Here is a 25,921-nt window from a genome sequence, read left to right on the forward strand (position 1 = left end):
TCGGTTTTATCTCTGCAAGCGTTGGCCCTATGATGGGTCTCGCTTGCGGAGATAGCTGATGCCCCTGCCTTCCCTCAAAGACCAATTCGCCGCCCTGATCGCCGCCCCGTCGGTGAGCTGTACTCAGGCGCATTGGGATCAGTCCAACCGCCCGGTCATCGACTTGCTCTCAAGCTGGCTCGGCGACCTCGGTTTCAGCTGCGACGTGCAGCAAGTTGCCCCGGGCAAATTCAACCTGCTCGCCAGCTATGGCAGTGGCCCAGGCGGCCTGGTGCTGGCCGGACACAGCGATACCGTGCCGTTTGACGCCGCGCTCTGGCAGACCGACCCGCTCAAGCTCACTGAAGTCGACGGGCGCTGGGTGGGCCTTGGCAGTTGTGACATGAAGGGCTTCTTCGCCCTGATCATCGAAGCTGTGCAGCCGTTACTGGCACAGCCGTTTAAACAACCCCTGCTGATTCTCGCCACCTGCGATGAAGAAAGCTCGATGTCCGGCGCCCGCGCGCTGGCCGCAGCCGGACAGCCGCTGGGGCGCGCGGCGGTGATTGGTGAGCCAACGGGGCTGAAACCGATTCGCCTGCACAAAGGCATCATGATGGAGCGCATCGACATCCTCGGGCAGAGCGGTCACTCCTCCGATCCGAGCCTGGGCCGCAGCGCCCTGGAAGCCATGCAGGACGTCATGCTGGAGCTGCGCAGCTTGCGGAGCCAGTGGCAGCACGAATTCAACAACCCGCAATTCACTATGCCGCTGCCGACCCTGAACTTCGGCTGTATTCATGGTGGCGACAACCCCAACCGTATCTGCGGCCAATGCTCGCTGGAGTTCGACCTGCGCCCCCTGCCCGGCATGCAGCCGGAAGCGCTGCGCGCGGTGATCCGGCAAAAGCTGCGACCGCTGGCGGAGCAACACCAGGTGAAAATCGACTATGCGCCGCTGTTTCCCAGCGTGCCGCCCTTCGAGCAAAATGCCGACGCCGAACTGGTGCGGGTCGCCGAACGCCTGACCGGACACACCGCCGCCTCAGTAGCATTTGCCACCGAAGCGTCTTACCTTCAGCAACTTGGCTGCGAAACCCTGGTACTCGGCCCCGGCGATATCGACTGCGCCCACCAGCCCGGTGAATACCTAGACACCTCACGTTTGCAGCCGACCATCGAACTACTGCGCGGGCTGATCAATCATTACTGCCTGCAACCCAACCAACCGACCGTGCCACCTGCAGGAGAGAACGCGTGAAGCTGCTCCAACTGCGACGATAAAAGCGCTCCCGGCTGCCTCGTCTGGCGCACCCACGCCAATCCATGCGTTCTTCATTCGACACAGGTTCTTCAGGTAATGCACGACCACGTCAACTGGCTTCGCCACGCTTCGCCCTATATCAATGCCCACCGCGACTGCACCTTTGTGGTGATGCTGCCCGGTGAGGGCGTTGCCCACCCGAATTTCGGCAATATCGTTCACGACCTGGTGCTGCTGCACAGCCTGGGCGTGCGCCTGGTGCTGGTGCACGGCTCGCGCCCGCAGATCGAGGCGCGCCTGACCGAGCGCGGCCTGACGCCGCGCTATCAACACAACCTGCGCATCACCGACGGGCCGACCCTGGAGTGTGTGATCGATGCCGTCGGCCAGCTGCGCATCGCCATTGAGGCGCGCCTGTCAATGGACATGGCGCGCTCACCCATGCAGGGCTCACGCATGCGCGTGACCAGCGGCAACTTCGTCACCGCGCGACCGATTGGCGTGGTCGATGGCGTCGATTTCCACCACACCGGTGAAGTGCGGCGCATCGACCGCAAGGGCATCAACCGCCAACTGGATGAGCGCAGCATCGTGCTGCTGTCACCGCTGGGCTATTCGCCCACCGGAGAAATTTTCAACCTGGCCTGCGAAGACGTCGCCACCCGCGCCGCCATCGACCTGGACGCCGACAAGCTGCTGCTGTTCGGTGCCGAGTCCGGCCTACTCGACGAGGCCGGTAAGCTGGTGCGCGAACTGCGCCCACAGCAAGTACCAGCACATTTGCAGCGCCTGGGTAACAGCTACCAGGCGGAACTGCTCGACGCCGCCGCCGAAGCCTGCAAAGGCGGGGTACGCCGCAGCCATATCGTCAGCTACGCCGAAGACGGTGCGCTGCTCAGCGAGCTGTTTACCCGCACCGGCAACGGCACCCTGGTGGCGCAGGAACAGTTCGAATCGCTGCGTGAAGCGACCATCGAAGATGTCGGCGGGCTGATGGAGTTGATCACCCCACTGGAAGACCAGGGCATTCTGGTGCGCCGCTCACGCGAGGTACTGGAGCGCGAGATCGAGCAGTTCAGCATCGTCGAGCGCGAAGGCCTGATCATTGCCTGCGCCGCGCTGTACCAGATTGCCGACTCGGATTTTGGCGAGCTGGCCTGCCTGGCCGTCAACCCGGCTTACCGCCATGGCGGGCGGGGTGACGAGCTGCTTGAGCGCATTGAGGAACGCGCCCGCGCTCAAGGCCTGAAAACCCTGTTCGTACTCACTACCCGCACCGCCCACTGGTTCCGCGAGCGCGGCTTTGAGCTGAGCAGCGTCGACCGCCTGCCCGCCGCCCGCGCCTCGCTGTACAACTTCCAGCGCAACTCGCAGGTGTTTGAAAAAGCGCTGTAGGGTGGGTTAGCGACACCTAGCGTATGCCTCAAGGAAGGCTGCGGTAAAAGGCTGTCGCGTAACCCACCCAGCAGCATCAGCCCATTTGGCGGGTTAAGGCGCACCGATTACGCGTGAGTTGTTCGCCACGCGATAAGCGCCCAACCCAGCCTACAGAATGCGTTTCGGCAGATGGGGCGGCAGGTACAAGCCGAGATAGGCATCGAACACGCGCATACCCTCCTCAGCCATGCGCGGGGTGATTGCGCCGTGCAGCTGTATCGAGCGGGCATACACGCGGTCACCCAGCTCCATCGCCAGGGCAAACACGTCGACATCCTCCGGCAGTTGCGGCAAGGGGAAGTGACGGTCGAACACCACCTGCATGGACTGCCCCAACTCAATATCGTGCTGGCGATCAGCCTGAGTCACTTCGGCCAGACCATGCTGCGCCAGAATCAGCTGGCGTGCAGCGGCATCGGCCGCGTAGATCGCCAACATACGCTGCTCGACCAACCGCGACAGATCACGCCAGTCGCGCAGGCTGGCATGCTCCACCGGTTCCTGCAGGCAGGCGCGAAACGCACCGTGGATATCCGCCGTCAGGGCTTCCAGTAACGCCGGTACGCTGGCGAAGAAGTGGTACACCGATGACGGCGGGATCTGCGCCCGCTCAGCCACGCTGTAGATCGACAGGCTGGCCACACCCTGCTCGGCCAGCAGTTCGCGAGCAGCGGCAAGAATTCCGGCAATGCGGCTCTGGCTACTGGCGCGGGGTTTGCGGGCGGTAGGCGGACGGGACATGAGAAGACTCGAAAACCAAAGGCGCTATTGGACGCTAGGCAGCCGCCCGTGCACAAGCGGCAACCACCAGCACCGGTGGGCATGCGCACACGCCCGCCCGTGCCACGGTTATCAGCTACGCGCGCCGCGCACGCCTTCGGCCAAGGCGGCGCAGAGGTTGAGTACCCCCGCCACCGCCTGCTCGCTGCTGGCCGCATTGGCCACCTGATCGATCAGCGCCGAGCCGACCACCACGCCATCCGCTAGGCGGGCGATAGTCGCCGCATGCTCCGGCGTCCGAATGCCGAAGCCGATGCACAGCGGCAGCTCGGTGTGGCGGCGCAGGCGGGCAACGGCCTGCTCGACGTGCTCCAGGGTGGCCGAGCCGGCACCGGTGACACCGGCCACCGAGACGTAATAGACGAAGCCTGAGCTGCCGTTGAGCACGGTCGGCAAGCGCTTATCATCGGTGGTCGGGGTGGTCAGGCGGATAAAGTCGATGCCGGCGGCCTGGGCAGGGTCGCACAGGTCGACGTTATGCTCAGGTGGCAGGTCGACCACGATCAGGCCATCGACCCCAGCCTCCTTGGCGTCCGCAATAAACTTGTCGACGCCGTACTTGTGGATCGGGTTGAAGTAGCCCATCAGCACCAGCGGCGTGACCTGCTCGCCGGCACGGAACTCGCGCACCATTTGCAGGGTTTTCGCCAGATTTTGGCCACCCTCCAGGGCACGGATATTCGCCAGCTGGATCGCCGGCCCATCGGCCATCGGGTCGGTAAACGGCATGCCCAACTCGATCACATCGGCACCGGCTGCGGGCAGGCCCTTGAGAATGGCCAGGGAGGCGTCATAGCTCGGGTCGCCGGCGGTCACGAAGGTCACCAGGGCGGCGCGATTCTGTTGTTTCAGCTCGGCAAAGCGGCTCTGTAGGCGGCTCATGCGTGCTTCTCCTGTTTTTCCATGTGGTGCACGATGGTTTGCATGTCTTTGTCGCCACGCCCGGACAGGTTGACCACCATCAGGTGATCCTTGGGCAGTTGTGGGGCGCGCTTGAACACTTCAGCCAGGGCGTGGGCGCTTTCCAGGGCCGGGATAATGCCCTCCTGACGGCAGCAGGTGTGGAACGCTGCCAGGGCTTCGTCGTCGGTGACCGAGGTGTATTCAACGCGACCCACCTCATGCAACCAGGCGTGCTCGGGACCGATGCCGGGGTAATCCAGGCCGGCGGAAATCGAATGGGCGTCGATGATCTGACCGTCATCATCTTGCAGCAGGAAGGTTCGGTTGCCGTGCAGTACGCCCGGTACACCGCCGTTCAGGCTGGCGGCGTGCTTGCCGGTGGCGATGCCATAACCGGCCGCTTCCACGCCGATGATCTGCACATCCTTATCATCGAGGAACGGATGGTACAGGCCGATGGCATTCGAACCACCGCCGATGCAGGCGATCAAGCTGTCGGGCAGGCGACCTTCCTGGGCGAGCATCTGCTCGCGGGTTTCCTTGCCAATCACCGCCTGGAAATCACGCACCATCGCTGGGTACGGATGCGGGCCGGCCACGGTGCCGATCATGTAGAAGGTGCTGTCGACATTGGTCACCCAGTCGCGCAGGGCTTCGTTCATCGCATCCTTGAGCGTGCCAGTACCGGCAACGACGGGGATTACGGTGGCACCGAGCAGCCTCATGCGCAGCACGTTGGCCTGCTGGCGATCAATGTCAGTGGTGCCCATGTAGATCACGCACTCCATGCCGAAGCGCGCCGATACGGTGGCCGTGGCCACGCCGTGCATGCCGGCGCCCGTCTCGGCGATGATGCGCTTCTTGCCCATGCGCTTGGCCAACAGTACCTGGCCAATGCAGTTGTTAATCTTGTGCGCACCGGTGTGGTTGAGCTCTTCACGCTTAAAGTAGATTTTCGCGCCGCCACACATCTCGGTCAGGCGCTCGGCGAAATACAGCGGGCTCGGGCGGCCGACGAAATCACGCTGAAAGTACGCCAGCTCCTTCGCGAACTCGGGGTCGAGCTTGGCCTTCTCGTATTCGGCAGCCAGGTCGTGGATCAGCGGCATCAGGGTTTCGGCGACATATTGGCCGCCGAACGAGCCGAACAGGCCGTTGGCATCAGGACCAGCGCGGAAGGAAGTCATGGCGTTCTCCTTGAGAAAGTGGCGCGGTAGGGCGTGGGCATGGCGACTCGACGCCCCTGCTGCTACTGCAATGGCCACAGGATAAAGCTGTGGCGCGCGCGGCAAAAGCGATAAGATCGCCTCAATATGTCAGGAAAACTCACACATGAGCCAGCACCTTCCACCGCTTAACGCCCTGCGCGCCTTCGAAGCCGCCGCGCGCCTGAACAGCATCAGCCTGGCCGCCGATGAATTACATGTCACGCATGGCGCGGTCAGCCGGCAGGTTCGGGCCCTGGAAGAGCACCTCGGGATTGCCCTGTTCAGCAAGGATGGGCGCGGCCTTAAACTCACAGATGCAGGGATTCGCCTGCGCGATGTCAGCGGCGATCTGTTCAACCGCCTGCGCAGCACCTGTGCCGAGCTGCAGCAGGGCCAGGCCGATGCGCCCTTCGTGCTGGCCTGCCCCGGCAGCCTGCTGGCGCGCTGGTTTATCCCACGCCTGGACCGGCTTAACCGCGAGTTGCCGGAACTGCGCCTGCAGTTGTCGGCCAGCGAAGGTGAACTGGACCCACGTCGCGCTGGCGTCGATGCCACCCTGTGGTTCGCCGAACCACCCTGGCCTGCGGACATGCAGGTGTTCGAGCTGGCCGCCGAACGCATCGGCCCGGTGCTCAGCCCGCGCTACAGCCGCTTTGCCGAGCTGCATCAGGCACCCGCTGCGGCGCTGCTGAGCGAACCGCTACTGCACACCAGCTCTCGCCCCCAGGCCTGGCCAAGCTGGGCCGGCAGTAATGCCCTGGATGTCACAACGCTGAAACTCGGCCAGGGCTTCGAACACCTCTACTACCTGCTGGAAGCCGCCGCCGCCGGCCTGGGAGTGGCCATCGCGCCGCAACAGCTGGTCGCCGACGACCTTACCGCCGGCCGCCTCGTTGCGCCCTGGGGCTTTGTCGCGACCTCGGCCCGCCTGGCGCTGTGGGTGCCGGCACGCCATCTGGACAGACGCGCGCAACGCCTAGCCGAATGGTTGCGCAGCGAACTCGACCGCTAACACACGCTCGGCGGGCAAACTGCCAGCACCTCGGCTAGCGTTAAACAACAGCCAGAGGAGAACGCGCATGTCCGATCATCACACCTACAAGAAAGTCGAAATCGTCGGTTCATCGAAAACCAGCATCGAAAATGCCATCGAAAACGCCCTGGCCGAATGCGCCAAGTCAGTCCGCAATATGGACTGGTTCGAGGTCGTAGAGACCCGTGGGCATATCGTCGATGGCAAGGTCGGGCATTATCAGGTCACCCTGAAAATCGGTTTTCGCATGAGCAACAGCTAACCCGCCCGCCAATAGCCTGGCCGCCGCCTAACGGCTGGCCAGGTGCGGCTCGCCCGCCCGACAAACCGCCCTGCCCCTTGGAATCCACAGAATAAGCCCCACTATCTAACTCAGGTATTGGCGCATTGTTGCGCCGTGCAAACGGACAACTAACAGGCAGCCCGATGAGCGCACTCGCACAAATCAAACTCTCCACCCTCGACCTCGCGCCGATTCGTGATGACGGCAACGCCGCCCAGGCCCTGCATAACTCGCTGACGCTGGCGCAGCATGTTGAACGCCTGGGCTTCGAGCGCTTCTGGGTGGCCGAGCACCACAACATGGATGGCATCGCCAGTTCGGCCACCTCGGTATTGCTGGGTTATCTGGCGGCCGGCACCACGCGCATTCGCCTGGGTTCGGGCGGGGTGATGCTGCCCAACCACGCGCCGCTGGTGATTGCCGAGCAGTTCGGCACCCTGGCCACGCTGTATCCGGGGCGCATCGAACTGGGCCTGGGGCGCGCGCCGGGGGCCGATCACTTCACCGCCCAGGCGCTGCGTCGTGACCGGATTGGCAGCGCCGATGACTTCCCTGCGGATGTCGAGGAGCTGCAACGCTACCTGGGCCCACGCACGGCGGATCAGCGGGTTATTGCCATGCCTGGCACGGGCACCAATGTGCCGATCTGGCTGCTCGGTTCCAGCCTGTTCAGCGCCCAGCTGGCCGGGGAAAAAGGCCTGCCCTATGCGTTCGCCTCGCACTTTGCGCCGCGCTATATGCATGAGGCGATTCGCGTCTACCGCAACCACTTCAAGCCCTCGGCGGTGCTCGACAAGCCCTACGTGATGCTCGGCGTGCCGCTGATTGCCGCCGACACGGATGAGCAGGCCGAATACCTGGCCACCTCGGCCTATCAGCGCATTCTCGCGCTGATTCGCGGCCAGAGCCTGGTGCAAAGACCGCCGGTCAACAGCACGCAGGGGCTGTGGCTGCCGCATGAAAAAGAAGCGGTGAGCAGCTTCTTTGGCCTGGCGATGATCGGCGGCCCGGAGAAGATCCGTACCCGTCTGGAGATGTTGCTGGAGCAGACCGGCGCCGATGAGCTGATTTTCACCTGCGACCTGTATGACTTTGCCGATCGGCTGCATGCCTTCGAGCTGGTCACGCAGCTGCGCTGAATAGGTGCGCCGGATCATTCGGCGAACTTGTACGGCGAATAGACCTCTCAACCCTGTAACCCCACGCACAGGAGAAGCCCGATGAAGAAGACCGCATCAGCCCACTGGCAAGGTGGCATCAAGGATGGCAAAGGCACTATTTCGAGCGAAAGCGGCGCGCTGGAAAAAGTACCTTATGGTTTTAATACGCGCTTTGCCGATCAGCCCGGCAGCAACCCGGAAGAGCTGCTCGGCGCCGCCCATGCCGGCTGTTTTTCCATGGCCCTGTCCAAGGAGCTTGGCGACGCTGGGATGACTGCCGAGAGCATCGATACCCGCGCCGAAGTGACCCTCGACAAACAGGATGGCGGCTTTGCCATCACCGCCGTGCACCTGTCCTTGCGCGCAAAAATCCCTGGGGCAGACCGCGCAGCTTTCGAGAAAGCGGTGAAGACCGCGAAGAACGGCTGCCCGGTGTCAAAAGTACTGAACGCCACCATCACTCTGGAGGCGATACTCGACAACTGATCACGGCGCGCATCAGAAGGTGCCGCAGCGCAGCACCTTGGCGCGCGCCAGCACGTTGCGCTGCGCATCGTAGAGCCAGGCCTGGGCTTTCATCTGCATGGGCCTGGCCTCGAGTCGGTAGCGCTGACCGGCGACGAAGCTGTCATAGCGCACGCGCAGCTCGCAGGTGACCTGGCGCGGCTCACTCAAGCCATCCAGGCCGCCGCCACTGTTCACTTCAAACTGAAAACGCGCCTGCAGCTCATGCGCGCCCGCTGGCACCTGAAAATAACGGCCATCATTCAACCGCCGGCCATCGAGCCGATCGGCCATGAGTAGGTTGCCGGCAGGACTGTACAACTCAACCCAGGCCTGGTGAGGGTCAGGCGGCGGCAGCGGCGAGGCGCACGCACTGAGCACCAACAAGCTGCCAAGCAAGGCCAGATAACGCATCAGACACCTCCACATTTTCACTGCCTGCTAGGCTACGCCGATCCTGCGCTGGTAGCGTGGCAGCCTGTCACTTCATGGGTAATCGCAATGTTCGACGCTCTGCGCAGGCGCTGGGTTCCGCTGCTAGCCGTAGCCACCTTGCTGCTGAGCGGCTGCAGCAGCCTGGATTATTACAGCCACCTGGCCGCCGGACAGTTGCAGCTGCTAAAGGCGCGCGAGCCCATTGCCGCGCTGCTGAACAAACCGACTGTCGACCCTCGCCTCAAGCAGCGTCTGGCCTTGGCCCAGCAGGCACGGGATTTCGCCAGTGCCGAACTGGGTCTGCCGGACAACCAAAGCTATCGCCTGTACGCCGATATCCAGCGGCCCTTCGTGGTGTGGAACGTGTTCGCCACCGCGGAGTTTTCCCTCAGCCCTGAACTGCATTGTTTCCCCATCGCCGGCTGCGTGGCCTATCGCGGTTACTACAGCCAGGGCCGCGCGCGCGGTGCAGCGGCCTTGCTCAAACAGCAGGGCCTGGATACTTATTTAGGCGGCGTCGAGGCCTATTCGACGCTGGGCTGGTTCGATGACCCGATTCTCAACAGCATGCTGCGCTGGAGTGATGAGCGTCTGGTGGCGGTGATCTTCCACGAACTGGCGCACCAGCAGTTGTATGTGCAGGACGACACGGCCTTCAATGAGTCCTTCGCCAGCTTTGTTGAGCATGCAGGCCTGCGCCAGTGGCGTGCCGCGCAAGGCTTACCGCCCGGCGACGCCAGCGGCGAACAACAGCGCGAGCAATTTATCGCCCTGGTTCTGGCCAGTAGGGCGCGCTTGCAACAGCTCTACGGCAGCGATCTGCCACCGGCACAGATGCGCCTGGGCAAGCAGGCCGAATTCGAGCGCCTGCGCACTGAATACCGCTCACTGCGCGACCGCGAATGGCAGGGCGTTGGCCCGTACGACAACTGGATCAACGCGCCGCTGAACAACGCCAAACTGTTGCCGTTTGGCCTCTATGATCAATGGGTGCCGGCCTTTGCCGCGCTGTTCGAGCAGGTCGGGCGCGACTGGCCAGGCTTTTATCAGCGCGTCGCGGCCCTCGGCAGACTACCGGCCAGCGAGCGACGTCAGCGCTTGGCGGCGTTATCCCCGGGCAGCGAGAACTTAGCGCGCTAAAACCCACTCCAAACTTTGTAGTGCCTGTTCACGCCAAAGGAGTGATGCCATGAACAAACTCATCCTGAGCGTAGCGCTGGGCCTGCTCAGCAGCAGCGTATTGGCCGCGCCGAAAGACTGCGAAGAGTTGCGTGCGGAAATTGAAGTGAAAATCCAGACCGCCGGCGTTGCCAGCTACACCCTGGAAATCGTGCCCAATGACGAAGCCACGGACCCCAACATGGTGGTCGGCAGCTGCGCCGGCGGCACCAAGAAAATCATCTATCAGAAAAATGGCTAACCGTAGGATGGGTTGAGCGCAGCGATACCCATGCAACTCATACGATGGGTAACGCCGCTACGCGCCTAACCCATCCTACGGTTTACTTCACAAACGCCTGATGCAGCTCGGCCAGGCTGTTGAAGTGATAGGTCGGTGCTTCGGCCTGTAACTCGCTAAAACTGCCAAAGCCATAACCCACCGCCGCGGCATGCAGGCCATTGCGCCGCGCGCCAATCAGGTCGTGTTTGCGATCACCGATCATCAGCGTGCCGTCGCGCGGCAACTGCTCCTGCTCCAGCAAATGAGCGATCAGCTCGACTTTGTCGGTGCGCGTGCCGTCCAGTTCACTGCCGTAAATCACCTTGAAGTGCTGGGCGAAACCAAAGTGCTTAGCAATCTGCTCGGCAAACACCGTCGGCTTGCTGGTGGCGATGTACAAGGTGCGCTGCTGGTTCTGCAGCAGTTGCAACAACGCGCCGACGCCGTCGAACAGCCGATTCTCATACAAACCCACCTCACGGAAACGCTCGCGGTAATGGTTCACCGCCTGCCAGGCCGTGGCCTCATCGAAGTCGTAGCTGTGCATAAAACACTGCAGCAACGGCGGGCCGATAAAGTGCTCCAGCGCCTGTAGGTCAGGTTCGGCGATCCCCAGCTTGGCCAGCGCATGCTGCACCGAACGGGTAATGCCCTCACGCGGATCGGTGAGGGTGCCGTCGAGGTCGAACAGGATATTGGTGTAGTGCAACATCAGGAGGTACCGTAGCCTTCCATCAGGTGCTGGTCCTTCAGGCGCACATAGTTGTCGGCGCTGTAGCGGAAGTAGCTGCGCTCCTTCTCGCTCAACTCGCGGGCTTTTTTCGCCGGGCTGCCGAGGTAAAGAAAACCGCTCTCCAAGTGGCTACCAGGCGGCACCAGACTGCCCGCGCCGAGCATCACCTCTTCATCAATCACCGCGCCGTCCATGACGATGCTGCCCATGCCGATCAGCACACGGTTACCAATGTTGCAGCCATGCAGGGTGACATTGTGCGCGATGGTCACATCGTCGCCGATATTCAGCGGGTAGCCGCGCGGGTTGAACGGGCCGGCGTGGGTAATGTGCAGCACGCTGCCGTCCTGAATGCTGGTGCGCTCACCGATGCGGATGCTGTGCATGTCGCCACGGATCACCACCAACGGCCAGATCGAGCTGTCTGCGCCAATTTCCACATCGCCGAGAACCACCGCCGAAGCATCAACAAATGCCCGCGCACCAAGCTGTGGAGTGAATTGCTGGTAAGTACGAATCGCCACGATAGAAACCTCTTAAGCTGCGTCAGCCCTTGATTGTAATTAAGATGGCACCCATGTTCAGGGTAAGCGCGCTGTTTTAACAACGGCCGGTATCCATTCAAGCCTGCCCCTAGGAGTGTTCACTGCCACCGGGGGTCACAGCTACATATCCATTTCGTTACAGGTAACCCGACGTGACCGCCAACAACCCACTGCTGCAAGCCTTTGATCTGCCGCCCTACTCCGCCATCCGCCCCGAGCATGTCGAGCCAGCGGTGGACAGCATCTTGGCCGAGAGCCGGGCTGCCATGACACGTCTGCTTGAACTACAGTCTGGCACACCCAGCTGGGACGGCCTGGTGTTAACCCTGGATGAGCTGGGCGCACGCCTGAGCCAGACCTGGAGCCCGGTCAGCCACCTGAATGCCGTGTGCAACAGCGCCGAGTTGCGCGCCGCCTACGAGGCCTGCCTGCCCAAGCTGTCCGAGTACTGGACTGAAATCGGCCAGAACCAGCCGCTGTTCCAAGCCTACGAAAAACTCGCCAGCAGCCCGGCAGCGGCCGGCTTCGATGTGGCGCAGACCACGATCCTCGAACATGCCCTGCGCGACTTCCGCCTGTCCGGTATCGACCTGCCGGCTGAGCAGCAGAAGCGCTACGGCGAGATCCAGATGAAGCTCTCCGAGCTGGCCAGCAAGTTTTCCAACCAACTGCTGGATGCCACCCAGGCCTGGACCAAGCACGTCACCGACGAAGCCGCTCTGGCCGGCCTCACCGACTCAGCCAAGGCGCAGATGCAGCAAGCCGCCGAGGCCAAGGGTTTGGACGGCTGGCTGATCAGCCTGGAGTTCCCCAGCTACTTCGCGGTGATGACCTACGCCGACGACCGCGCCCTGCGTGAAGAGCTGTATGCCGCCTATTGCACCCGCGCCTCCGATCAAGGGCCGAATGCCGGGCAGCATGACAACGGCCCGGTGATGCTGGAAATCCTCGCCCTGCGTCAGGAGCTGGCCAAGCTGCTGGGTTTTGCCAACTACGCCGAGCTGAGCCTGGCCAGCAAAATGGCCGAGACCACCGAACAAGTGCTGCACTTCCTGCGCGACCTCGGAGTACGCGGCAAGCCGTTTGCCGAGCAGGACCTGCAAGAGCTAAAAGCCTTCGCCGCCGAACAAGGCTGCTTTGAGCTGCAAAGCTGGGACGTCGGCTACTACAGCGAGAAGCTGCGCGAGCAGCGTTACAGCATTTCCCAGGAAATCCTGCGTGCCTACTTCCCCATCGACAAGGTGCTCAGCGGCCTGTTTGCCATAGTCGAAAAGCTCTACGGCATCCAGATCAAGGAACTGTCCGGCTTCGACAGCTGGCATCCGGACGTGCGCCTGTTTGAGATCACCGAGAACGGCCAACACGTCGGGCGCTTCTTCTTCGACCTCTACGCCCGCGCCAACAAGCGCGGCGGTGCCTGGATGGACGGCGCGCGCGACAAGCGCCGCAATGCCGCGGGTGAGCTGATCAGCCCGGTGGCCAACCTGGTCTGCAACTTCACCCCGGCGGTCGGCGGCAAGCCGGCGCTGCTAACCCACGATGAAGTCACCACCCTGTTCCACGAGTTCGGCCACGGCCTGCATCACCTGCTGACCCGCGTCGAACATGCTGGTGCGTCGGGCATCAACGGCGTGGCCTGGGATGCGGTCGAGCTGCCGAGCCAGTTTATGGAGAACTGGTGCTGGGAGCCGGAAGGCCTGGCGCTGATCTCCGGTCATTATCAAAGCGGCGAGCCGCTGCCCAAGGACTTGCTGGACAAGATGCTGGCGGCGAAAAACTTCCAGTCCGGCTTGATGATGGTGCGGCAGATCGAGTTCAGCCTGTTCGACTTCGAACTGCACGCCACCCACGGTGACGGCCGCAGCGTGCTGGAGGTGTTGGAAGGGATTCGTGACGAGGTATCGGTGCTGCGTCCGCCGGCCTACAACCGCTTCCCCAACAGCTTCGCGCACATCTTCGCCGGTGGTTACGCGGCTGGTTATTACAGCTACAAGTGGGCGGAAGTGTTGTCGGCCGATGCCTTCTCCAAATTTGAAGAGGAAGGCGTATTCAACAGCGCCACCGGCCGTGCCTTCCGTGAGGCGATTCTGGCACGCGGTGGCTCGCAGGCACCGATGGTGCTGTTTGTCGACTTCCGCGGGCGCGAGCCGAGCATCGATGCCCTGCTGCGTCACCTCGGCCTGAGCCAGGAGGCAGCATGAGCGATACACCAGTAAACATCACCGCAAAACGCTTTATCGCCGGGGCGGTGTGCCCGGCGTGCAGCGAAATGGACAAGATCCAGATGTGGAGTGTCGATGACGTGCCGCACCGCGAATGCGTGGCCTGTGGCTACGCCGACACCCTGGATGAGCGCGGCAACTCGGTGCCCAAAGAGATTCCTACGCGGGTCAATATCAGCGCACTCAAGCCAAAAGTCGCCAACCCCAAGGTGCAGACGGTGCAGTTTTTCCCCAATCCCAAGCTGAAAAAATAACCATACCTCAGGCTGAACCCCACACAGCGCCGGCACGTCATTCGGCGCTGTAGAACAGGCGAGCGCCTGCGCTAAGGCTCGTCTATTTGCTGCAAATAGCGCTCAATCAAACGCTGGTATTCGCCGCTGGTCTGCAAGCGGGCCAGGCCCTGATTGAATTGCTCGATAAGAACCGCCGCGCGTGGATGGTTGCGCGGCACAATCAGATGCAGGGCGCTGCTACTCAAGGTCTCAGTGGAGCGGCGAAATGCACTGCTCGGCACGCCAGAAGCGTGCAGGGCGGCCAAACCAAGGCGGCGATCGGCAATAAAAAAATCATCCCGGCCCAGCAGTAATAGCTTGGCGCACTCATCCAGTCCGGTCGGTGAATGGCGCATTAACTGACCACCGTCGAGCATTTGCTGAAGCACCAGTGGCGGCTGCCAACCGAGAGGAAAACACAGCCGCTTACCGAGCATGCTGGCTATATCTGTTACTTCGATGACCTCGCCGGCACGGCTAAAAATATGCTGTACCGGGGTAAACAAAGGCGCGGAGTAGAGGTATTCCTGGTCGCGTTGTGGACTGTGCACATAGGGAAAGGTGGCGTCGTAATCGCCGCGCAGGGTTTGTATATAGCCGCGGTTCCAGGGATGCCAGTCCAAGGTACTGTTGATTCCGCTGGCACCCAAAGCCGCCTGCACCACCTGCGTGAGCATGCCGCCAGCGGGGAGCGTCTTGCCGGTAAAGGGCGTGTAATCGTCGCCGGTGACCAAACGCCAGGTATCAGCCGCCGCGCTGCTCATGAGCGTCATGCTTAACAGCAGGCAGGCAACTATTGATCCTTGCATCAACCCTCAACCTCAGTGATTAGCCAGTTGCGCCCTTTCACACAGTGTAGGTGGGCTGGTGGCCTATTCAAACAGCTCACCCTGGGTGCTGGCCTGTTGCCGCGCGGGCTGCGCTGCCGGTGCCGGACTCAGCGCCAGCCGTTGCGCCAATCCAGCGGCACGCTCGGCGCGGGTTGCCACCGCCTCAGCCAGGCGCGGCGGCAGGCCCCAGATTTCCACCTTGTGCTTGGCGCGGGTGATGCCGGTGTAGAACAGGCTGCGACTGAGCAACGGGCTGGGTTGCTCGGGCAGCACCAGCAGTACCTCGGCAAACTCAGAGCCCTGGCTTTTATGCACCGTCATGGCGAAGGCACTGTCGTGGCTGGGCAGGCGCGCCGGGGCGAAGGGGCGAAAGCCGTCCTCGCCTTCAAAGAACACGCGCAGGCCGTATTCGGTGTGCAAGCAAATGCCGATATCACCATTGAACAGGCCTAGGGCGTAGTCGTTCTGCCGCACCATCACCGGCCGACCGACGTACCACCGCTCGCGGCTCGGCACCTGACTGCGGCGCTTGATCCGCGCCTCCAGCGCTTCGTTGATCCCCGCCACGCCCCAGACGCCTTCGCGCTGGGCGCAGAGCGCACGAAAGGCATTAAAGGCGCTGAATGCAGCGGCGGCATCCGCACTTTTGGCGGCGGCCATGTAGGGCGCATAGCCCTGATCCAGCCGTTCCAGCAGTTCAGCGGCTGTCGGTTCGGCGTTCCAGGTCAGATCGTTGCGACCCTCCTTGAGCAGATTGAGCGTGCCGCTGACATCGCCGCCATTAATCCGCCGCGCCAGTTCACCGATGCCGCTGTCGCCGGCAAAGCGGTGGCTATGGGTCAGCAACACCACGGCATCGCCCAACTGCGAGCCAGGCTCAGACACCGGAACCGGCTGGCCGGTAATACGCTGCAAGTCGGCGGCAGCCTGAGCGTCGAAGCCGCGACCCTCGCACAGTTCGGCGAATACCGCACCGGCTTCCACGGCGCACAGTTGGTCTTTGTCACCGAGCAGAATCAGCCGTGCAGTCGGTGGCAGGGCATCGAGCAGTTTGCCCATCAGCGCCAGGTCGACCATCGAGGCTTCGTCCACCACCAGCACATCCAGCGCCAGCGGGTTAGCCGCGTTATGCCGTACCTGCGGGCTGTCGCCACGGCTACCGAGCAGGCGGTGCAAGGTGCGCGCCTCATCCGGCAGCGCCGCCTTGAGCGCCTCGCTGACAGGTAATTCGGCCTTGGCATTGCGGATCGCTTCGGCCATGCGTGCAGCGGCTTTACCGGTAGGCGCGGCCAGACCAATCGCCAAGCGGTCGCCGCCGGGTTGTTCGAGCAGCGCAGCCAGCAGGCGCACCACGGTGGTGGTTTTACCGGTGCCCGGGCCGCCGGAAATCACCGCCAGTTTGCGCCGTACCGCTTGGGCGGCGGCCAAGCGCTGCCAGTCCGGTTGTTGCTGATTGAAGGCAAACAGACGGCTGAGGCTTTCACTCAGCTGCGCCTCATCGACCTCGGGCAACGCTGCCGCGCGACCGAGCAACTGCGCCGCCAGCTGCCGTTCATAGGCTTGATAGCGCGCCAAGTAGAGGCGGCCATGGTCGAGAATCAGCGGGGTGAAATCGCCATCAGCGCCAACCAGTGCTGAGGCTTCCAGCTGCGCCTGCCAGTCCACCAGTTTCGGCAGGTTAAAGGCATGCTCTGGCCACGGACGCTGCCCGGCCAGACGCGCCAATGGCAGGCACACATCGCCCTTATCCAGCGCCATACAGAGCAACGCCGCAGAAGCCAACAGCACAGGCGTAGCGCTCGGGTCGAGGCGCTGCAGGCTGTCGACCAGCGCGCGCTCTAATGGGCCGAGAGGCAGATCAACGAGGCTCATATTGCCTTCCCGTAGGTTGGGTTGAGCAAAGCGATACCCAAAACAAGTGCAGTATCCCGATTGATGGGTATCGCGGGCTCAACCCATCCTACAACGGCCACATCGGCCATCACACGCCCTCCGCAAACAAGTTATCCAGCGCATCCAGCAAGCCATCGGCGGGACGGGAAAAATACACCCCGGCGCTCGGCATGCCGCGTAGAAACAGGTAGTAGGCACCGCCCAACTGCTCATTGTGGAAATCTTCCACACGCTGACGCAGGAAACGCCGCAGCGCCACCAGGTAGATCAGGTATTGCAGGTAGTAATGCTCCGCCGCCAGGGCGTGCAGCAGGCGATCACCGCCGTAGTAGCTGGCATCGGGGCCGAGCCAGTTGGACTTGTAATCGGCGATGTACCAGCGCCCGTCGTGTTCGAAGGTCAGGTCGATAAAACCTTTGAGAAAGCCCTTGAGGCTGTCGAATTCCAGACGCGCCGCCGCGTCACGCATCGGCGCTGGCAGGCCGTGGGCCGGATCACTGAGAATCGCCCGCAGGCGCTGCATATCCAGCCCGGCCACCGGGAAGGTAAAGCCCAGCTCAGGTAGGCGGCGCGCAGGGTTCAACCCGCTTAGAGTCAGGCCCTGGCCGTCCAGGTCGCAGTCGATCACCTGTTGCAGTTGCTCCAGCGCTACGGCGTTCCAGTCATTGCTGATGCCATGCCCGCTCAGCCCCGGCTCAATCAACTCTGCCAACGCCGCCTTACCGCGCGCCCAGTCTTCGAGAATGGCGTGCAGGCAGGTACCGGCGCGCGCGCCACGGGGGAAGGCAAAAAAACCCATACCCGGCTCGCTGGCATCGGGGATCACCAGGCCATCGCGGTCCGGCGCTTCCATGTGCATGCCGGCGGCCAGGCCGGAGAAACTGCCGACGCGCCAGGCGCTGTGCAGGCTGCGTTGCAGCGGCGCCAACTGCTGCGGCGCTGGGGCGCGCTGTTCGCCGGCGGCGCTGGCTTCGCTGTCACGCAACGGTTGGATGCTCATCTGGCCGGAGCTGCTGTCCGCCAACTGTTGGATTTCTGCGTGCACGCCCTGCGGGCTCAGGCTCTGCATATGGACAGCCAGCTCAGCCAGGGCATCCTCACCCGGCAACTCGCGACCGTGCAGCAGCCAGGCCAGGGCGCTGCTGTGCAGGCCGGACTCGCTCAGCGTGCCGTCCTTCTTCGGCTTGCAGTCCACCGGCCCCCAGTGCAGCCACAGACGATCACGGGCGCGGGTCAGGGCGACGTAGGTCAGCCGTAGCTTTTCCGCGAAGCGCTCGTGCCGAGCGCGTTCACGGTGTGCGTCGAGCTGCTCGCTGCCGAGGTCGAGCAACGGCGTGCCATCGTCGGCGTGGCAGCTGATGTCCTCATGCTGATAGAGCAGCGCGCCGTCCCACAGGTAGGGGCAGAACACCAACGGATACTCCAGCCCCTTGGACGTGTGGATGGTGACGATCTGCACCCGCTCGGCATCGCTCTCTAGGCGCAGCAAGGCTTCTTCGCCGTGGGCTTCGGCGCTGCGCTGGGCGTTGAACCAACTCAGCAGCTGCTCCAAACCGGGGCGCTGCAGGCTCTCGGTTTGCAGCAATTCAGCCAGGTGCAACAGGTTGGTCAAACGGCGCTCGCCATCGACTAAGGCGAGCAGGCGCTGAGCGACTCTCTGCTCATCCAGCCAGGCGCGGAAGGCGCGCATAAAGCCCTGCTGCTGCCACAGCTGGTGATAACGCTCGGCCGCTTCGCGCTCGGCGTCCCAGGCGTGGGCATCCTCGGTGCAGGCGGCCAGATCGGCGGCGCTGCGGCCCAGCAGGCGACTGGCCAGGGCATAACGCAACGCCCCTTCACGGCCCGGCTCGGCATAAGCGGCCAGCACCGCACTCAGCTCATCCGCCTCCTCGCTGTGCCAGACGTTCTCCTTGCCGCGACGCACGCTGGGTACACCACGCGCGGCCAGTTCTTGCGCCACCTCGCCAGCCTGACGGTGGCTGGCGACTAGCACGGCTATATCGCCACCCTTGAGCGGCGTGCGCGCGTTGTCTTGGGCAAAGTACGCCTCGCCGCGGTTACTGGCTGCCAGCACGGCAGCGATGCGCCGCGCCGTGTCACGGGCGACCAGCGCGCCGGCTTCGCCCTTGCCGAGGTAGTCGTCATCCAGCCAAACCAGCGCCAGCGGCGCGTCCTGCTCATTCTCAATCGGCGGCAACACCAGCTGCGCGCGCGCCTTGGCGCTGGCACCGACCTGCTGATAGGCCAGGCCCGGCTCGGCAAACGGCATGGGCCGGTCGAACAGCTGATTGAGTGCGGCGATCAGCTCAGGCGTGGAACGGTGGTTGGTGGTCAGGCTGTACTGCCGCGCGGCTTCGCTGCGGGCTTGCAGGTAAGTTGCTAGATCGGCGCCACGGAAAGCGTAAATGGCCTGTTTAGGATCACCGACAAAACATAAATCCCCAGCACCTTCGTAGATCCGGTGAAACACCCGGTACTGCACCGGGTCGGTGTCCTGAAATTCATCGATCAGCGCCACCGGGTACTGGCTGCGCAGGGTGGTCGCCAAGTGTTCGCCGCCCTCGCCCTGCAACGCCTGCTGCAGTTTGTTAAGCAGGTCATCGAAGGCCAGCAGGCGTTGCGCCGCCTTGCGTTGCGGCAACTGCTCGTTGAGCTGAGCGATCAGGCGTACTTGTAAGTCGATCAGGCGTTGCTCGGCTTCGGGCTGCGCGGCATCGAGGGCATCGCAGAGTTCCTGCAAGGCTGCCGCCAGCGGGTTGGCCGGCGCCTCACAGCCCTTCTTGCTGGCCTTGTTCAGCCCCTCGCGAGCCAAACGGCGGTGCGCCTCGGTCTTGCTGAACAGCGCGGCGGCATCGCTGAAATAACCGTCCAGCTCGGCCTGCCAAACGCCCAGCTTGGCCGCATTGCACATATTGCTCTTGAAGCCGTCGAAGGCCTTGAGCTGCTCCAGCCATCCGGCGCTCTCGCCCTGCCAGAGGCGCTGCGCCTGTTGCCAGGCGGCGCGCAATGCGGTCATGTCGCTGTGTGTACCCGGTTGCGGTTCGATGCGCAGATAGGGTTTACCGAGGTGATTACGCAGGCGCTTGCGCAGGCTCTGCGGGGTGATCTTCTGCTGCACCAGAAACGCCGCCCACTCCGGCTCGGCCGCCGCCAGTTCGTGTCGCCAGAGGTCGGCGAGCAACGCGTCGATAATTTCACGGTCGTCGTGGGTCAATTCGTTGTCAAAATCGCCACCGGCCTCGAACGCGGCGTCCTGCAAGGCGCGTTGGCAGAAGCCATGAATGGTGAAGATCGCCGCCTCGTCAAAGCCATGCACGGCCAGCAGCAAACGTCGATGACTGGCGGCATCCGGGTACTGCATATGCAGGTCGTTGAGCAGCGTGTCGTCACCCAGACCGTTGTCATAAACCGCCAACAGTTCGGCCAGCCGCTTGCGGATGCGCTCGCGCAGTTCGGCGGTGGCGGCGGTGGTAAAGGTCACCACCAGAATCTGGCTGACGCTGAGCTGTTTCTCTAACAACAGACGGGCGTACAGCGCGGTCAGGGTCCAGGTTTTGCCGGTGCCGGCGCTGGCCTCGATCAGCGAGCGACCGCTGAAACTGTCGTGTAATAGGTTTAACGCTGCGCTGCTCATGCTTCGTCCTCTTCACTGCCGTGCAGGGCATCCAGCGCCGGGCTGTAGAGCTGTTCGGCCAGTACTTCGAAGCGTTCATCCAGCGGCTCGCGGTCGCGGAAGGCCAGGGCATTCCAGGGGTCCTGGCCTTCGCCGGTCATGTAGTCGTTACCCTGCCACATCAACCGCGCCTCGCTGCGCGCCGCATCAATCGGCTCCTTGCGGCCGGGATTGCGCCACTTGCGGGCGAAGCCATGGCTGCATTTGGCGAACAGTGGCAGCGGTTCGCACAGCGCGCTCTTGTAGGCCTCCAGCCACGGCAACAACAGCCCACGAGCATCGGCCAGCGGCCCCAGCCGCCATTCGCTTTTCGGCGACAGCAAGCGGCTGTCACGGCTGCTGCCCGGCGTCGCGGCGCAGTTAAGCAGCAGATGGCGCAACCAGAATGGCGCCAGCTCCCAGGCACCGAGGTCGCGCAGGCGGTAGTCGAACAAGCCCTCGCTGGTCACACCATCCAGCCAGCCGTGAATGCGCACACCGGCCAATTCGATATCCACTAATAATGGCTGCGGCGTGTCCTCCGGGCGCTCATCGAACAGGGTTGGGGCGAAGGCGCGGATCGGCCCGCGAATCTGCCCCCAGTGCGCCTGGCCCAACTCGCCCACCGGCAGCCAGCCAGAGGCAGCCGCTACGGCACGCTCCTCACGTTCACTCCAGCCGCGCTCGACCGCCTGCAAGGCCAACTGACGCAAGCCATGCTGGCTGGTCCACTCGACGCTGAATGGCTCATCGCCAGCCAGAGCTTCTTCACTCTGCGCCAGGCGCAAGCCGAGGCGCTGCTCCAGCAGATAGCGCGCCGGGTGTTTGAAGCAGTGCAGCAACTGGCTCGGCTCAATGCTCAGCCAGTCTTTGTCGGGTTCCGCCAACCGGCTGGCAAACGGCGGCGCGCTCTCCACGGCCTGACTCAGGCGCTGCGCCGCATAAAACCAGGGCGCGGCGAAGCCGGCATGCCGCGCGCCGGCGAAGTTGCCGGGGGCGAAAGGCTGCAGCGGGTGCTGATGGCTGATGCGCGCACTGGCCGGGCCATTGGCATCGACGGCCATAAGATCGACCACATCGAGCAGCTCGCTGACCAGCACCGACGGCGGCAGCTCGGCATTGCTGCGCGGGTCGCGGCCGACATAGCTGAGGTACAAGCCGCCACGGGCCGAGAGCAGGGTTTCCAGCAGCAGGTAACGGTCATCCAGGCGCCGCGCCCGGTCGCCGCGCCGCGGTTTTTGCCCGATCAAATCGAAACCGGCGGCCGGGGTACGCCGTGGCAGCGCGCCGTCATCCAGGCCGAGCAGGCAAACCAGACGAAACGGCAGGCTGCGCATCGGCACCATGGTGCAGAAGGTCACCGCCCCGGTGAGAAAGCCCGACGTCGCACTGCCCTGCTCCAATGCCGCCGTCAGTTGCTGACGGATCAGCGCCAGCTCAATCGGCCGCTCAACCCCGGACGCCGTGGCCTGCTCCTGCAAGGCGGCGCAAGCCTTGGACAGCAGCAACAGGGTGTCGCCGGCCTCGCGCTCATCAAACAACTGATCAATCAGCACTTGCAGCGCTTCGGCCCACTCAGCCAAAGGCCGGGGCCGTTGCAGGCTCTGCGCCAGCGCGGCTAGGCGTTCGACAAAGCCGGACAGGCGACCGAGCAATTGCGCACGGCCACCTTCCAGCGCATCCAGCGGCCAGTTGTTGCCGAGCAAGGGTGCCGCCAACCCGGCCAGCTGCGGCGGCGCGGCAAAGCCCAATAGCAGGCGATCCAACCCTTGCCGCCAGGTGAACGCGGCATCGGCCGGCAAGCCCAGCTGCTCGCGGTGCGCGTCATCGCGACCCCAACGGATACCGGCCTCGCGCAACCAGTCGCGGAGCAGGCTCAGGTCTTCGGCTTCGATTCCGGCCCGCCGAGCGACGGCCGGCTGCTCCAGCAGGGCGAGCACTTCTTCGGCGGTGAAGCGGCTGTCCGGCAGCGCCAGCAGACTGAGGAAGGCCTCGATCAGCGGAATTTCCGCACGCAGGCTGCGGTCGGCCAGGCTGAACGGCACGCGGGGCACGCCTTCACGCGGGGCGAACACGGCTTCGATATAGGGCGCATAACGCTCGATATCCGGGGTCAGCACCACCACTTGATCGGGCGTCAGTTCGGGCTCGACGGCAAAGCGCGCGAGCAGTTGGTCATGCAATATTTCCACTTCGCGCAGCGGCGAGTGGGCGATGTGCAGCTCCAGCGAGCGGTCGTCATCACGCAGTTGCAGGCGCTCATCGGCCGTGCGGGTATGCAGGCGCAAAATGTCGTTTTGCAGCGCTTGCAGCAGGCTGGCGTCGTGCAGGTCGGCATCCTCGGAATACAGACCGATTTCCTGACTGCCTTCGCTGGAAGCCAGGCTGAACAGGCTGTCGAAGAAATCGCGACCCTGCTTGCCCAGGCTCGCCAGCAGCGGGTGGCCGACGTCCAGGTACCAGTCATCAGGACTCAGCTCAGGCTGACGCGCCAGTTCACGGATATCGCGAATCTCGCCCCAGGCTTCACGGCACGGGTTGAGCGCAAAAATCACCACCTCGGTGTGCCGCGCCAGGCCTTCCAGCACGCGCATATGGTGTGGCGGCAGGCTGCTGATGCCGAACACCAGCACGCGCTCAGGCAGGCCAGTGATGGGGGCGGCGTCGTACAGCCGTGCCAGCAAGTCTTCCAGCAGGCGCGCGCGGTGCGGGTGGCCGTCTTTGGTCAGCTCGCGCCACAGCAACGCCTGCCAGGCTTCATCCGGACCGAGATCGAGCAACTCGTTGCGCTCCCAGGCCGCCAGCCAGTCGTCGCGATACAGCAGATATTGGTCGAAAACGTCGGCGATTTTCACCGCCAGCGATAGCCTTCGGCGCTCATCGCCACCGTCCAGGTAATGCGCCAGACGTGGTGCCTGCGCCAGCTGCTCGGGTTCACACAGCCAATCGTACAGTCGCCAGCTCAGGCTGCTCGGGCTGAAGGCCGACTGCTCCGGCAGCTGGCCCAGCGCCAACCGTGATACATCCCAGACAAACTTGGCCGGCAGCTGCACCTCCAGTTGCATGGCAATGCCCTGCTTGCGCGCCAACTCCAAGGTCAGCCAGCGGCCCATGCCCTGGCTCGGCACCACCACCAAGGCCGGGGCAAAAGGCTCACGCATCGGCGTGGCCAACAAGGTGGTGGCCAGCTCGCCAAGGGTTTCTAGGTCTGGGGCGTGATAAAGCGTGAGCATGGGCAGGGACCGCATCCGTTCAGTAACGGCTAAGGTTATCAGGTCAATCACCCAGACGGGATTGCGCGCCAGTCTGTACCTTGCGCTAGCGCATAGCGTCGACCCCAGCTAAAGCTTAATGGTAGGGTCGATGCTCGTCCCTTTATAACCATTAAAGCCACGCACCCCGCTGTAACAGCGCGGCCGGCTAGGTAGTCGCACCATGCTTACCCTGCTCAATCTTCTATCCGCAATTGCCCTGCTGATCTGGGGCACGCACATCGTCCGCACCGGCATCCTGCGGGTGTACGGCTCGCACCTGCGCAAGGTGCTCAGCCATAACGTCAGCAAACGCCCCATGGCCTTTGCCGCCGGCATTGGCGTGACCGCGCTGGTGCAGAGCAGCAACGCCACCGCGCTACTGGTGACCTCCTTTGTCGCCCAGGGCTTGATGACCCTGACGCCAGCCCTGGCGATCATGCTCGGCGCGGATGTCGGCACCGCGTTGATGGCCCGCGTATTGACCTTCGACCTGAGCTGGCTGAGCCCGCTGCTGATCTTTCTCGGGGTGATCTTCTTTCTCTCGCGCAAACAAACCCGCGCCGGCCAACTCGGCCGCGTCGCTATCGGCCTGGGCTTGATGCTGCTGGCGCTGCAGCTGATCGTCACCGCGGCCACGCCGATCACCGAGGAGCAAGGCATCCGCGTGCTGTTCGCCTCACTGACCGGTGACCTGCTGCTGGATGCCCTGGTCGGTGCGCTGTTTGCGCTGATTTCCTACTCCAGCCTGGCCGCCGTGTTGCTCACCGCCATGCTCACCGGTGCCGGGCTGATCAGCCTGCCCGTGGCCATCGGCCTGGTGATCGGCGCGAATATCGGCAGCGGCGTGCTGGCGTTTCTTACCAGCAGCCTGCAAAGCCCAGCCGGGCGGCGTGTGGCGCTGGGCAGCCTGCTGTACAAGCTGATCGGTCTGCTGCTGGTGATGCCCTTCCTCGACCCACTGGCGAACTGGCTGGACAGCCTGAACTGGCGGCCTGAAGAGCTGGTGATCGGTTTTCATGTCCTTTACAACAGTCTGCGCTGCGTGCTGATGCTGCCCACCGTGGGGCTGATGGCGCGCTTCTGCAACTGGCTGCTGCCGGATCGCGCCGAGGAAAACGGCGTAGCCCGCCCACGCCACCTCGACCCCACCGCGCTTTCTACCCCGAGCCTGGCGCTGGCCAATGCGGTGCGCGAAACCCTGCGCATCGGCGACCTGATCGAGACCATGCTCAGCCACCTGCTGGAAGTGCTGCAAGGCGGACAAACAACCTTAAGCAAGGAACTGCGCCGCCTCGATGATGACGTCGACGCCCTCTACAGCGCGGTGAAACTCTACCTTGCCCAAGTGCAGCGTGAAGCCTTGAGCGATCACGACAACCGGCGCTGGGCAGAGATCATCGAGCTGGCGGTGAACCTGGAACAGGCCGGCGACATCATCGAACGCATGCTCGGGAAAGTGCAGGATCAGAAAACCGCCCAGCGCCACTCGTTCTCCGACAGCGGTTTGGAGGAACTGGCCAGCCTGCATCAGCAGCTGACAGCCAACCTGCGCCTGGGGCTCTCGGTGTTTCTTTCGGGCGACAAGGAAAGCGCCCGCCAGCTGCTGCGCGAGAAACGCCGCTTCCGCGCCCAAGAGCGCCGCCTGGCCCACTCACACGTCGGCCGCTTGCACCATCAAGTGGTGCAAAGCATCGAAACCAGCGGCCTGCACATGGAGCTAATCGCCGACATGAAACGCCTCAACTCGCTGTTTTGCAGCAGTGCTTATGCGGTATTGGAGAGCGGCGAAACAGGTGCGCTCCCCCACGAAGACAGCGGCACTGAGTAAGACCGATCGATTGAATTAAACTGCGCGAACCACGCTGAGTTGGATTGATGCGCTCCAAGGCCATCTAATTGCAGGGCGAAGCTTAACGCCCTATCGGGGTGTCCAGAATCATTGAGCCACAACAAACACGGCGACCAAGAGAACGCTAGGGGCTTGCCCGTACTTTTCCCGCACTTGCTGGATCAGGCTTTTCATAACCTCATCTTCTGAAGAATTGAGGGCTCCACGAAACCCGTTGCGATTCAATAACGCGTAGAGTAAG

Annotated in this window: 21 protein-coding genes; 11 read left to right on the top strand and 10 right to left on the bottom strand. The window is 63.4% G+C overall.

The annotated features are described in order from the left end of the window. Positions 1 to 58 precede the first annotated feature (58 nt). Together argE and argA are read left to right on the top strand one after the other, a co-directional pair. On the top strand, positions 59 to 1,240 hold the full coding sequence (gene argE, locus Q0V31_RS05160; protein WP_298185209.1) for an acetylornithine deacetylase: 1,182 nt from the start codon (positions 59 to 61) through the stop codon (positions 1,238 to 1,240). Between the two features lie 99 nt (positions 1,241 to 1,339). Beyond that, positions 1,340 to 2,638, top strand: a complete 1,299-nt coding sequence (gene argA, locus Q0V31_RS05165) for an amino-acid N-acetyltransferase (RefSeq protein WP_298185212.1) — start codon at positions 1,340 to 1,342, stop codon at positions 2,636 to 2,638. A 150-nt stretch (positions 2,639 to 2,788) separates the two neighbouring features. Here argA and Q0V31_RS05170 read toward each other — a convergent pair whose 3' ends face one another. The 3 genes from Q0V31_RS05170 to trpB all read right to left on the bottom strand — a co-directional run bounded on the left by Q0V31_RS05170 (position 2,789) and on the right by trpB (position 5,550). Beyond that, on the bottom strand, positions 2,789 to 3,421 hold the full coding sequence (locus Q0V31_RS05170; protein ID WP_298185214.1) for a TetR/AcrR family transcriptional regulator: 633 nt from the start codon (positions 3,419 to 3,421) through the stop codon (positions 2,789 to 2,791). Positions 3,422 to 3,532: 111 nt separating this feature from the next. Beyond that, positions 3,533 to 4,342 (bottom strand): tryptophan synthase subunit alpha, encoded by an 810-nt coding sequence (gene trpA, locus Q0V31_RS05175; protein ID WP_298185216.1) that lies wholly within the window; start codon positions 4,340 to 4,342, stop codon positions 3,533 to 3,535. Next, entirely contained in the window at positions 4,339 to 5,550 is a 1,212-nt protein-coding gene (gene trpB / locus Q0V31_RS05180) for a tryptophan synthase subunit beta (protein ID WP_298185218.1), read from the bottom strand. The genes trpA and trpB overlap by 4 nt, the downstream gene beginning before the upstream one ends. 145 nt (positions 5,551 to 5,695) lie before the next feature. Here trpB and Q0V31_RS05185 point away from each other — a divergent pair, with 145 nt between their 5' ends. From Q0V31_RS05185 to Q0V31_RS05200, 4 genes are all read left to right on the top strand, one after another. Then, positions 5,696 to 6,583 carry a LysR family transcriptional regulator gene (locus Q0V31_RS05185; protein ID WP_298185222.1) on the top strand — a complete coding sequence of 296 codons (888 nt, stop codon included), beginning with the start codon at positions 5,696 to 5,698 and terminating at the stop codon, positions 6,581 to 6,583. A 67-nt stretch (positions 6,584 to 6,650) separates the two neighbouring features. After that, positions 6,651 to 6,866, top strand: a complete 216-nt coding sequence (locus Q0V31_RS05190) for a dodecin (RefSeq protein WP_298185224.1) — start codon at positions 6,651 to 6,653, stop codon at positions 6,864 to 6,866. Between the two features lie 164 nt (positions 6,867 to 7,030). Then, the gene (locus Q0V31_RS05195) at positions 7,031 to 8,026 is read left to right on the top strand and encodes an LLM class flavin-dependent oxidoreductase (RefSeq protein ID WP_298185226.1); all 996 of its coding nucleotides are present in this window, start codon (positions 7,031 to 7,033) and stop codon (positions 8,024 to 8,026) included. Positions 8,027 to 8,107: 81 nt separating this feature from the next. Then, a complete protein-coding gene (locus Q0V31_RS05200; protein ID WP_298185229.1) occupies positions 8,108 to 8,533 on the top strand; it encodes an OsmC family protein in 426 nt (141 codons plus the stop codon). A gap of 12 nt (positions 8,534 to 8,545) precedes the next feature. Here Q0V31_RS05200 and Q0V31_RS05205 read toward each other — a convergent pair whose 3' ends face one another. After that, the gene (locus tag Q0V31_RS05205) at positions 8,546 to 8,965 is read right to left on the bottom strand and encodes a hypothetical protein (RefSeq protein WP_298185231.1); all 420 of its coding nucleotides are present in this window, start codon (positions 8,963 to 8,965) and stop codon (positions 8,546 to 8,548) included. Between the two features lie 87 nt (positions 8,966 to 9,052). On the opposite strand from Q0V31_RS05205, the gene Q0V31_RS05210 reads away from it, so the two are divergent. Both Q0V31_RS05210 and Q0V31_RS05215 read left to right on the top strand, forming a co-directional pair. Beyond that, a complete protein-coding gene (locus Q0V31_RS05210; RefSeq protein WP_298185233.1) occupies positions 9,053 to 10,126 on the top strand; it encodes an aminopeptidase in 1,074 nt (357 codons plus the stop codon). A 49-nt stretch (positions 10,127 to 10,175) separates the two neighbouring features. Then, positions 10,176 to 10,406, top strand: coding sequence for a DUF1161 domain-containing protein (locus Q0V31_RS05215; RefSeq protein ID WP_298185236.1), 231 nt, complete (start codon positions 10,176 to 10,178; stop codon positions 10,404 to 10,406). A gap of 82 nt (positions 10,407 to 10,488) precedes the next feature. On the opposite strand, the gene Q0V31_RS05220 is transcribed toward Q0V31_RS05215, so the two are convergent. Both Q0V31_RS05220 and Q0V31_RS05225 read right to left on the bottom strand, forming a co-directional pair. Further along, positions 10,489 to 11,136: an HAD family hydrolase gene (locus Q0V31_RS05220; RefSeq protein WP_298190924.1), complete on the bottom strand. Its 648-nt coding sequence runs from the start codon at positions 11,134 to 11,136 to the stop codon at positions 10,489 to 10,491. A gap of 2 nt (positions 11,137 to 11,138) precedes the next feature. Next, the gene (locus tag Q0V31_RS05225; protein ID WP_298185239.1) at positions 11,139 to 11,684 is read right to left on the bottom strand and encodes a gamma carbonic anhydrase family protein; all 546 of its coding nucleotides are present in this window, start codon (positions 11,682 to 11,684) and stop codon (positions 11,139 to 11,141) included. Between the two features lie 173 nt (positions 11,685 to 11,857). Here Q0V31_RS05225 and prlC point away from each other — a divergent pair, with 173 nt between their 5' ends. Then, positions 11,858 to 13,906, top strand: a complete 2,049-nt coding sequence (gene prlC / locus Q0V31_RS05230) for an oligopeptidase A (protein WP_298185242.1) — start codon at positions 11,858 to 11,860, stop codon at positions 13,904 to 13,906. Further along, complete coding sequence (locus Q0V31_RS05235; protein ID WP_298185245.1) at positions 13,903 to 14,181, top strand: YheV family putative zinc ribbon protein; 279 nt, start codon at positions 13,903 to 13,905, stop codon at positions 14,179 to 14,181. The genes prlC and Q0V31_RS05235 overlap by 4 nt, the downstream gene beginning before the upstream one ends. 71 nt (positions 14,182 to 14,252) lie before the next feature. On the opposite strand, the gene Q0V31_RS05240 is transcribed toward Q0V31_RS05235, so the two are convergent. The 4 genes from Q0V31_RS05240 to recC form a co-directional block, all read right to left on the bottom strand. Beyond that, a complete protein-coding gene (locus tag Q0V31_RS05240; protein ID WP_298185248.1) occupies positions 14,253 to 15,011 on the bottom strand; it encodes an ABC transporter substrate-binding protein in 759 nt (252 codons plus the stop codon). 63 nt (positions 15,012 to 15,074) lie between these two features. Continuing rightward, the gene (gene recD / locus Q0V31_RS05245; protein WP_298185250.1) at positions 15,075 to 16,904 is read right to left on the bottom strand and encodes an exodeoxyribonuclease V subunit alpha; all 1,830 of its coding nucleotides are present in this window, start codon (positions 16,902 to 16,904) and stop codon (positions 15,075 to 15,077) included. A 109-nt stretch (positions 16,905 to 17,013) separates the two neighbouring features. Beyond that, positions 17,014 to 20,559: an exodeoxyribonuclease V subunit beta gene (recB, locus tag Q0V31_RS05250; RefSeq protein WP_298185252.1), complete on the bottom strand. Its 3,546-nt coding sequence runs from the start codon at positions 20,557 to 20,559 to the stop codon at positions 17,014 to 17,016. After that, positions 20,556 to 23,810 (bottom strand): exodeoxyribonuclease V subunit gamma, encoded by a 3,255-nt coding sequence (gene recC, locus Q0V31_RS05255; protein WP_298185254.1) that lies wholly within the window; start codon positions 23,808 to 23,810, stop codon positions 20,556 to 20,558. The genes recB and recC overlap by 4 nt, the downstream gene beginning before the upstream one ends. A gap of 202 nt (positions 23,811 to 24,012) precedes the next feature. On the opposite strand from recC, the gene Q0V31_RS05260 reads away from it, so the two are divergent. Further along, positions 24,013 to 25,659 carry a Na/Pi cotransporter family protein gene (locus Q0V31_RS05260; RefSeq protein WP_298185256.1) on the top strand — a complete coding sequence of 549 codons (1,647 nt, stop codon included), beginning with the start codon at positions 24,013 to 24,015 and terminating at the stop codon, positions 25,657 to 25,659. Positions 25,660 to 25,921 lie beyond the last annotated feature (262 nt).

Origin of the sequence: uncultured Pseudomonas sp., from assembly GCF_943846705.1 — a bacterium.
Taxonomy (GTDB): domain Bacteria; phylum Pseudomonadota; class Gammaproteobacteria; order Pseudomonadales; family Pseudomonadaceae; genus Aquipseudomonas.